The organism is Micromonospora sp. NBS 11-29 (genome assembly GCF_002140155.1).
GTDB lineage: Bacteria > Actinomycetota > Actinomycetes > Mycobacteriales > Micromonosporaceae > Micromonospora.
Genome location: NZ_NAPR01000003.1, coordinates 160,248 through 168,794, shown reverse-complemented (window position 1 = coordinate 168,794; position 8,547 = coordinate 160,248). Strand labels below are relative to the sequence as shown.

Genomic DNA, 8,547 nt, shown 5'->3' with positions numbered 1-8,547 from the left:
CGGGGGTGTCCCCCGGGCCGCCGTCGTGAACCTGACATGTTCCTCACCTGCGCTGGAGAGGCTGACCTCTGCGCCCGGGAACGCCCCGGGCCGGTACGCAGAGGGAGGCGTCTGCATGCGGAGGACCCAGGTGTTGGCGGTGGCCGCGATCGTGCTGGTCGGGCTGGCGGGGTGCGGCTCGTCGAAGGAGGCGGACCGGCCGGTCGAGGGCGGCACGCCGAAGGTGGCGAGCCTGGCCACCGCCTCGGCGACGCCGTCGGCTTCCACCGGCGCGCAGCGGCCACGGGAGCGGCTGGACACCACGCCCGAGGAGTACCAGGCCATGTTGAAGCCGTACGAGAAGTGTATGCAGGAGCACGGCGCCCGGCTGGACAAGCGGCGCGGCGCGGGTGCGACGAAGGCCGATCTGGAGAAGAACGAGGCGGCGAACCGGATCTGCGAGCCGCAGTACTTTCCGCTGCCGCCGTGGGAGAAGGACCCGGCCAACCCGCAGGCGCGCGACTTCGCGGTCGCGGTCGTCGCCTGCCTGAAGGAGAAGGGCGTCAGGTACGTCGAGGTCACCGACGACGGCATCAGTCTGGCGTTCGGTGGCGAGCGCAACGACGCCCGTTCGATCAGGATGGGCCTGGACCTGGCGCCGGAGTGTGAGCGGACGGTCGCCGCGACGATGAAGTAGCGGCGGAGATCGTCAGGAAGCTGTCAGGTGTCGCCGGCGTCCGTCCTGTCCGGGCGGACCCGGACCTATCATCGCCGCCATGGGTGCTCGGGTGTTGGTCGCCGACGACGATCCGCGTCAGGCCGAGGTGGTCCGCCGGTACCTGAGCGCCGACGGGCACGAGACCGTCGTGGTGCACGACGGGCGGGCGGCGTTGGACGCGGCCCGCCGGTGGCGTCCGGACCTGCTGGTGCTGGATGTGATGATGCCGGCGTTGGACGGCCTGGCGGTGTGCCGGACGTTGCACCGGGAGTCCGACGTGCTGGTGCTGATGTTGACCGCGCGCGGCAGTGAGGACGACCTGCTGCTCGGGTTGGAGTTGGGCGCCGACGACTACCTGACCAAGCCGTACAGCCCGCGTGAGTTGATGGCCCGGGTGCGTACGCTGCTGCGGCGCGCGTCGTCGCGCGGCGCTGCGGCGGCGGCCGGCGTCGGGTTGCGGCAGGTCGGCCGGGTCGGCATCGATCTCGCCTCGCATCAGGTGAGCGTCGACGGCCGGCCGGTGGAGTGCACCCGGGGTGAGTTCGCCATCCTGGCGGCGATGGCGGAGCAGCCGGAGCGGGTGTTCACCCGCGCGCAGTTGCTGCACCACACCCGGGGCATCGACCGCAGCTCGACGGAGCGGACGATCGACGTGCATGTGATGAACCTGCGCCGCAAGATCGAGGTGGATCCGCCGCGCCCGGCGCAGCTGGTCACCGTGTACGGGGTCGGCTACAAGTTGTCCGCGGGTGCGGCGAGGCCGGCGTGAGTCGGTCCCGCGTGCCGGTGCGGCACAGCCTGGTGACCCGGCTGCTGGTGACGTCGGTGCTGATCGCGGTGGCCGCGATCGGGTCGACGGCGTGGCTGGCGACCCGCACCGCCACCCGGGCGATCAACCAGGAGCAGGGTCGTTCCCTGACCGAGGACAAGGGCGTGTACGACATGCTCGTCGGGTACGCCGCCACCCATCCGGACTGGTCGGGGGCGGGTGCCCTCGTCGACGCGCGGGCCGCCGGGCTGGGCCGGCGGATCACGCTGCTGACCGAGGACCGGGCGGTCATCGTCGATTCGGCGCCCGGGCCGTCGCTGCGCACCGCCCGCCCGTCGGCGGTGGTGGACCCGCTGGACCTGGACCTGGGGCTCACCGGGGGCGACGCGCGCATCGACGGGCGCGCCGTGGGTCCGTTCCGGATCCCGCCGGCCGAACGCGTCGAGCTGCGCAAGGCGGCCGAGTCGGAACGCGACTGCCTGCGCGGCGGCGGCGTCGACGCGTCGATCGTCGAGCAGCCCAGCGGCCGGCCGACGGTCGTGCGCAGCGGACCCGATCCCTTCGCCGTGGTGTCGCGGTGCGGGGAGCAGGCGGCCGCGGCGGTCAGCCGGACCGAACGGCAGGCGTTGCGGTTGTTGAGTCGCCTCGCCACCCGGTGCCTCGGCCTGGACGAGGCTTTCACCCTGGTGGTCCGGGCCGACTTCTCCTCGTACGTGGTGCGGGTGCGGCGTCCCGGTGACGCGGCCGAGGCGGAGCGGGCCTCCCCCGTCCCGCTTGAGTATCTGGGGAGGTCCGCCGAGCAGGTCGCGGCGCGCGCCGGTGGGTGTGTGGAGAAGTCACGGCGGACGCTGCTGCGGCCGTACGTGGCCCCACCGGCGCTGCTGTTCGTCACCGACCCGGATGACGGGGCCGCACGGACCACGTTCACCCTGTCGCGGCGCAACTCCCTGCGGATCGTCGCGGTGACCGGGGCGGTGCTGCTCGCCACGATCCTGGTGACGGTGCTGGTGGGTCGCCGGTTGGTGCGCCCGTTGCGGCTGCTCACCGAGGCCACCGAGCTGCACACCCCCGCGGTGGTGTCTGGTCAGGACGAGATCGGTCACCTGGCCCGCGCGTTCAACGAGTCGACGGCCCGCCGGGACCTGGCCGAGGCTCGACGCCGGGCCATGGTCAGTGACGTGGCGCACGAGCTGCGTACCCCGCTGAGCAACATCCGTAGCTGGTTGGAGGCGGCTCAGGACGACCTGGCGCCGACCGACGCGCAGTTGCTGGGGCTGTTGCACGAGGAGGCGTTGCTGCTGCAGCACATCATCGACGACCTGAGTGACCTGGCCGCCGCGGACGCGGGGACGCTGCGGATCCATCCCGAGCCGACGTACGTGCGTGACGTGCTCGCCCAGGTGGTGGACAGTCACCGGAGCACGGCGTACGCGGCGGGGGTGGACCTGGTGACGGACGTCCGTGACGACCCGGTGCTGCCGGCCGACGCGGTGCGTCTGCGCCAGTTGGTCGGGAACCTGGTGTCGAACGCGATCCGGTACACCCCGGCGGGCGGCACCGTCACCGTCGGCGCGCACGGCACGACGATCACGGTGCGGGACACCGGGGTGGGTATCGCCCCCGAGCACCTGCCGAGGATCTTCGACCGGTTCTGGCGGGCGGACGAGTCGCGTAGCCGGGCCACCGGTGGAAGCGGCCTCGGTCTGTCCATCGCCCGGAAGCTGGCCGAGGCGCACGGCGGTGGCATCGAGGTGCACAGCGAGCGGGGGCGGGGCACGCTGGTGACGGTCCGGCTGCCGGGGGCGGGAGGCTCGGACGATGTCGCGGAAGTCTGACGACTTCCTCATGACCGGTGTCGACACTCGTCACCATGCGCCGTAGCGGGCCTGACGCCCCCACCGAAGTGATCACCCTGCCGCAGTCGTACCGCGGCTCGCCGCCGCGGCGGCGGCGACGCGCGGTGGGGTGGCTGGTCGGCGTGGTCGTGGTGGGGCTCGCCGCCGGGGGCGCGGCGGTCGCGGTCGTCCGCCACCGGGCCGACGCCGCGCCGGCGCCGAGGGCGAGCGTCGCGGTGGGGACCGCGACGGTGCAGCGCCGTGACCTGTCCACCACCCGGACCCTCACCGGCGGCCTCGGGTACGGCGCGTCCACTCCCCTGTCCGGTCACCTCGACGCGACCGTGACGTGGCTGCCCGCGCCGGGCGCCACGGTCCGCCGGGGGCAGCAGGTCTACCGCGCCGACGACCGGCCGGTGGTCCTGTTCTACGGCGCCCTGCCGCTGTACCGGGCGGTGCAGGGGGCGAACCTGGTGGGCCGCGACGTGCGGGTCGTCGCGGAGAACCTGTCGGCGCTCGGCTACGCCGTCGGCCGGCAGCCCGCGCCCGGGGAGCGGGTGAGCGCGGGCGCGGCCGCCCGGGTCAAGCCGGGTGAGGGGGTGTTGACCCCGGCGTTGACGGCCGCGGTCAGACGGTGGCAGACCGACCTGGGGTTGCCGGTGACCGGGGGCATCGCCGTGGGTGAGGTGGAGGTGCGCGCCGGGGCGGTCCGGGTCGACGCGGTCACGGTCCAGGTCGGGTCGACGGCGAACGCGCCGCTGATGTCGGTGACCTCGACCCGCAAGGTCGTCACCGTCGAGGCCGAGTTGGCCGACTCGGCGGGCATCGCCCGCGGTGACCGGGTGACGGTGCGCCTGCCCGACGAGCGGGCCGTGCCGGCCCGGGTGACGGAGGTGGGCCGGCACCTGGTCACCGCCGACGGGGGCGACGGGGGCTCGCCGAAGCTGCTGGTGACGGTGACCGCCGACGACGGGCGGTCCCTGGCCGCGCTCGACGGCGGTGAGGTGCGGGTGGACTTCACCGGTCGGACGGTCACCGGGGCGCTGGCGGTGCCGATCGAGGCGCTGGTCGCCCTCGCCGAGGGTGGCTACGCGGTGCAGGGCCCGGCGGGGCTGGTCGCGGTGACCACCGGCATGTTCGCCGAGGGGTGGGTGCAGGTCGACGGGCCCGGCCTGGTCGAGGGCATGACCGTGGTGGTGTCGTCGTGACCGCGCGTCCGGTGCTGCGGGTGCGGGACGTGGGCATGGTCTACCCGGGTGGGGTGACCGCGCTGGCGGGGGTCAGCCTCGACGTCGCCGCCGGGGAGCTGGTGGCCATCGTCGGGCCGTCGGGGTCGGGCAAGTCGACCCTGCTGCACGTCATCGGCACCCTGGACCGGCCGACCAGCGGCAGCGTGCACATCGCCGGTCAGGACGTCGCGACCCTCGGCGACCGGCGGTTGTCCGCGTTGCGCGCCGGTGAGATCGGTTTCGTGTTCCAGCAGTTCCACCTGTCCGACGCGTTGAGCGCCGCCGCGAACGTGGCCACCGGTCTGCTGTACGCCGGGGTGCCGCGCCGTCGCCGCCGGGCCCTGGCCCTGGAGGCGCTGGCCCGCGTCGGCCTGGCGCACCGCGCCGGGCACCGGCCGCCGCAGCTCTCCGGCGGTGAACGCCAGCGGGTCGCGATCGCCCGCGCCCTGGTCAACCGGCCGTCGCTGGTGTTGGCCGACGAGCCCACCGGCGCGCTCGACTCGGCCACCGGCGCGGCCGTGCTGGCCCTGCTGCGCCGGCTCAACGAGGAGGGCACCACCATCGCGTTGATCACCCACGACCGGGACATCGCCGCGTCGATGCCGCGGCGCGTCGAGATCCGCGACGGGCGGCTCGTGCGCGACGACGCCCCGGCGGGTACGCGATGAGCCGCCCGGCCCGGCTGGCGCCGGTGGACCTGCTGGGTCTGGGACTGCTGGGGCTGCGGGCGCGTCCGGCGCGGGCGATGTTGTCGGCGCTGGGTATCGCGATCGGGATCGCCACGATGATCGTGGTGACCGGTGTGCCCGCCTCCAGTCAGGCCGCCCTGCTCACCGAGCTGACGGCGTTGGGCACGAACACGTTGCAGGCGGCGCAGGCGCCGAACTCCGACGCGGACATCCGGCTGCCGGTGTCCGCCGCGGGCATGGTCCGGCGCATCGGCCCGGTCAGGTCCGTGTCCGCGGTGGCCAACACGCACACCTTCGTGCGCCGCAACGACCGCGTCGACCCGCGCGCCGGCGGCGGCCTGACGGTGCTGGCCAGCGGGCTCGACCTGCTGCCGACGATCAACGCGCGGGTACGTTCCGGGCGGTGGCTGGGCGTCGCGACGGCGGCGTTCCCCACGGCGGTGCTCGGCTCGGTCGCGGCGACCCGGCTCGGCGTCACCGTCCTGCCCGCGGGCGGCCCGGCGCCGCAGGTGATGATCGCGGACACCCGGTTCACCGTCGTGGGCATCCTCGACGTCACGCCGCTGACGCCGGAGATCGACCGGTCCGTGCTCGTCGGTTGGGACGCCGCCCGGGACGTGTTGCGTTTCGACGGTCACCCGACGGTGCTCTACCTGACCTGCGACGAGACGCAGATCGAGGCGGTGCGGCAGGTCCTGCCCGCGACGATCTTCCCGGAGCGGCCGGGTCAGGTGATCGTGTCCCGACCCTCGGACGCCCTGGCGGCGAAGCGGGCCACCCAGAGCAGCTTTTCCGTGCTGTTCCTCGCGCTGGCCGCGGTGGCGCTGGTCGTCGGGGGTATCGGGGTCGCCAACACGATGGTCGTGGCCGTCCTGGAACGCCGCTCCGAGGTGGGGCTGCGCCGCGCGTTGGGGGCGACCCGGGGGCAGATCCGCAGCCAGTTCCTCACCGAGTCGGTTCTGCTCGCCCTGCTCGGCGGTGTGGCCGGCACCGCCCTCGGCCTGCTCGCCACCATCGGCTACGCGGCCTGGCAGCGGTGGCCGTTGGTCGTGCCCGTGCAGTCGGCGGTCGTGGGGGTGGGCGGCGCGGTGGTCATCGGGGTGCTGGCCGGCGTCTACCCGAGCGTGCGGGCGGCGCGTCTGCCCCCGACGCGGGCGCTCGCCGGGACCTGAGCGGGTGGCCGGAGCGGCAGGTCAGAGGCCGCCGGAAACCCGCAGGACGGCGCCGGTGGTGTAGGAGGCGTCGGGGCCGAGCAGGTGGGCGATCGCGCCGGCGACCTCGTCGGGTTGGCCGGCGCGGCCCATCGGGATCCGGCCGGCGGCGCGGTCGGGGCGGTCCGGTATGCCGGAGCGGGCGTGGATGTCGGTGCGGATGAGGCCGGGGGCGACCGCGTTGACCCGGATGCCGCGCGGGGCGAGTTCCTTGGCCAGGCCGACGGTGAGGGTGTCGGTGGCGGCCTTGACGGCGGCGTAGTGGATGTATTCGCCGGGGCTGCCGAGGGTGGCGGCGGCGGAGGAGACGTTGACGATGGCGGCGCCGTCGCTCATCCGGCGGGCCGCCTGCTGGGCGCAGAGGACGTAGCCGACGAGGTTGACGTCGACGACCTCGCGCAGGTCCTCGACGCGCAGGTCGGTGAAGGGGCCGATCGGGCTGGTGATGCCGGCGTTGTTGACCAGGCCGGTCAGCGGGCCGAGCGGGTCGGCGGCGTCGAAGAGCCGGCGTACCTGGTCGGGGTCGCGGGTGTCGGCGGCGACGGTGACGACGCGGCGGCCGGCGGCGCGTACGTCGGCGGCGACGGCCGCGGCCGCGGCGTGGTCGGCGTGGTAGCCGAGGACCAGGTCGTGTCCCTCGGCGGCGAGCCGGCGGGCGGTGGCCGCGCCGATGCCACGCCCACCCCCGGTGACGATGGTGACGGAGGCCAATGCGTTCTCCCCTGCCCTGCTGGTGGGTGCGACGTTACCGTGAGCGGGACCCGGCGGGGACGGAGAGGACGGTCACATGGGGCGGGCGTTGGTGTTGGGCGGCGGCGGGGTGACCGGGGTGGCCTGGGAGCTGGGGTTGCTGGCCGGGCTGGCCGAGCGGGGCGTCGCGGTCAGCGAGGCGGAGCTGGTGGTGGGCACGTCGGCGGGTTCGGTGGTCGGGGCGCAGGTGTGCTCCGGGGTGCCGTTGACGCAGTTGTACGCGGCGCAGTTGCGCCCGCCACGCGACGAGGTGCCGGCGCGGCTCGGGTTGGGGGTGCTGGCCCGCTGGGCGTGGGCCGGTGGGCGGGGCCGGGACGCGGCGCGGGCCCGCGCGCGGGTGGGGGCGTTGGCGTTGTCGGCGCGTACCCCGTCGGAGGAGTCACGCCGGGTGGTGATCGCCGCGCGGTTGCCGGTGGCGCAGTGGCCGACGCGGCGGTTGCTGGTCACGGCGGTGGACGCGGCGTCCGGTGAGTTCGTGGTGTTCGACGCCGGCAGCGGCGTGTCACTGGTCGACGCGGTCGGGGCCAGTTGCGCGGTGCCCGGGGTGTGGCCGCCGGTGACGGTCGGCGGCCGGCGTTACGTCGACGGCGGGGTGCGTTCGCCGGTCAACGCCGACCTGGCCGCCGGCGCCGGGCAGGTGGTGGTGTTGGCGCCGACGCGCGCCGCGGTCGGGCCGATGCCGCGGCTGTCGGCGCAGGTGGCGGCGTTGCGGTCGGCGGGCGCGCGGGTGGCGGTGGTGGCGCCGGACCGGGCGGNGGCGGGCGGCGTCGGCGCGGGCCGGGTTCGCGCAGGCCGCGGCCGTGGCCGACGAGGTGGCGGCGGTCTGGGGCCCGACGGTCGGGGGTTGATCGTCGTGCTGTCGCAGCCGGCTGGTATCAAGGCGGCACTCACACAGGTGTACGGAAGAGGGCGTGATGGCGGTCCAGGGTTTGTCCACTGACGAGATCGAGCAGATCCGGGAGGCGCTGGCGGCGGGCCGTAAGCCGCGGGTGGTGTTCACCGAGGCGGCCGGGCAGATGGCCGGGCAGCTCGGGCAGGTGGTGGGGTTGACCGACCCGGCGGTGTCCGAGGAGTTCGTGGTGGTGCGTTTCGGCCGCGACGAGTTGCCGTTCTCCCCCGCCGACGTGGCGGTCGCGCCGAAGGGCGCCGGGCGTCGGCCGGCCGCCGAGGCGAAGCCGGAGCCGCCGCAGCAGCCGCCCGCGCCGGCGGTGGCGGAGCCGGAGTTCGTGTTGGACACGCCGCGGGTGCCGGCGCCGCGTCGGGAGGAGCCGAAGGTGGAACAGCAGCAGCAGGCGGAGTCGAAGCCGGCGAAGCGGGCGGTGAAGGCGGTGAAGCCGAAGGGCCCGGCCGGGTTGACGGTGACGTTG

At 74.8% G+C, this 8,547-nt stretch carries 8 protein-coding genes and 1 pseudogene; 8 read left to right on the top strand and 1 reads right to left on the bottom strand.

Annotated elements, in window-relative coordinates; genetic code table 11:
* Positions 1 to 115: 115 nt before the first annotated feature.
* From B1205_RS02025 to B1205_RS02000, 6 genes are all read left to right on the top strand, one after another.
* On the top strand, positions 116 to 676 hold the full coding sequence (locus tag B1205_RS02025) for a hypothetical protein (protein ID WP_089154048.1): 561 nt from the start codon (positions 116 to 118) through the stop codon (positions 674 to 676).
* Between the two features lie 79 nt (positions 677 to 755).
* Positions 756 to 1,466, top strand: coding sequence for a response regulator transcription factor (locus B1205_RS02020; protein WP_176308396.1), 711 nt, complete (start codon positions 756 to 758; stop codon positions 1,464 to 1,466).
* Complete coding sequence (locus B1205_RS02015; protein ID WP_254909644.1) at positions 1,463 to 3,301, top strand: sensor histidine kinase; 1,839 nt, start codon at positions 1,463 to 1,465, stop codon at positions 3,299 to 3,301. The genes B1205_RS02020 and B1205_RS02015 overlap by 4 nt, the downstream gene beginning before the upstream one ends.
* A gap of 35 nt (positions 3,302 to 3,336) precedes the next feature.
* Complete coding sequence (locus tag B1205_RS02010; RefSeq protein ID WP_089154046.1) at positions 3,337 to 4,509, top strand: peptidoglycan-binding protein; 1,173 nt, start codon at positions 3,337 to 3,339, stop codon at positions 4,507 to 4,509.
* Between the two features lie 35 nt (positions 4,510 to 4,544).
* Complete coding sequence (locus tag B1205_RS02005; RefSeq protein ID WP_089154359.1) at positions 4,545 to 5,198, top strand: ABC transporter ATP-binding protein; 654 nt, start codon at positions 4,545 to 4,547, stop codon at positions 5,196 to 5,198.
* Positions 5,195 to 6,391, top strand: coding sequence for an ABC transporter permease (locus tag B1205_RS02000; RefSeq protein ID WP_089154045.1), 1,197 nt, complete (start codon positions 5,195 to 5,197; stop codon positions 6,389 to 6,391). The genes B1205_RS02005 and B1205_RS02000 overlap by 4 nt, the downstream gene beginning before the upstream one ends.
* Positions 6,392 to 6,412: 21 nt before the next feature.
* On the opposite strand, the gene B1205_RS01995 is transcribed toward B1205_RS02000, so the two are convergent.
* Positions 6,413 to 7,141 carry an SDR family NAD(P)-dependent oxidoreductase gene (locus B1205_RS01995; RefSeq protein ID WP_089154044.1) on the bottom strand — a complete coding sequence of 243 codons (729 nt, stop codon included), beginning with the start codon at positions 7,139 to 7,141 and terminating at the stop codon, positions 6,413 to 6,415.
* Positions 7,142 to 7,217: 76 nt separating this feature from the next.
* On the opposite strand from B1205_RS01995, the gene B1205_RS01990 reads away from it, so the two are divergent.
* Positions 7,218 to 8,120, top strand: a complete 903-nt coding sequence (locus B1205_RS01990; protein ID WP_254909643.1) for a patatin-like phospholipase family protein — start codon at positions 7,218 to 7,220, stop codon at positions 8,118 to 8,120.
* A pseudogene (locus B1205_RS01985) lies at positions 8,095 to 8,547 on the top strand (hypothetical protein); the annotation flags it as partial. The gene B1205_RS01990 and the pseudogene B1205_RS01985, both read left to right, overlap by 26 nt.

Excerpts from the sequence above, each read along its gene's own strand:
- B1205_RS02010 (WP_089154046.1), top strand. The coding sequence starts at position 3,337 with ATGCGCCGTAGCGGGCCTGACGCCCCCACCGAAGTGATCACCCTGCCG.
- B1205_RS02005 (WP_089154359.1), top strand. The coding sequence starts at position 4,545 with ATGGTCTACCCGGGTGGGGTGACCGCGCTGGCGGGGGTCAGCCTCGAC.
- B1205_RS02020 (WP_176308396.1), top strand. The coding sequence starts at position 756 with ATGGGTGCTCGGGTGTTGGTCGCCGACGACGATCCGCGTCAGGCCGAG.
- B1205_RS02000 (WP_089154045.1), top strand. The coding sequence starts at position 5,195 with ATGAGCCGCCCGGCCCGGCTGGCGCCGGTGGACCTGCTGGGTCTGGGA.
- B1205_RS02025 (WP_089154048.1), top strand. The coding sequence starts at position 116 with ATGCGGAGGACCCAGGTGTTGGCGGTGGCCGCGATCGTGCTGGTCGGG.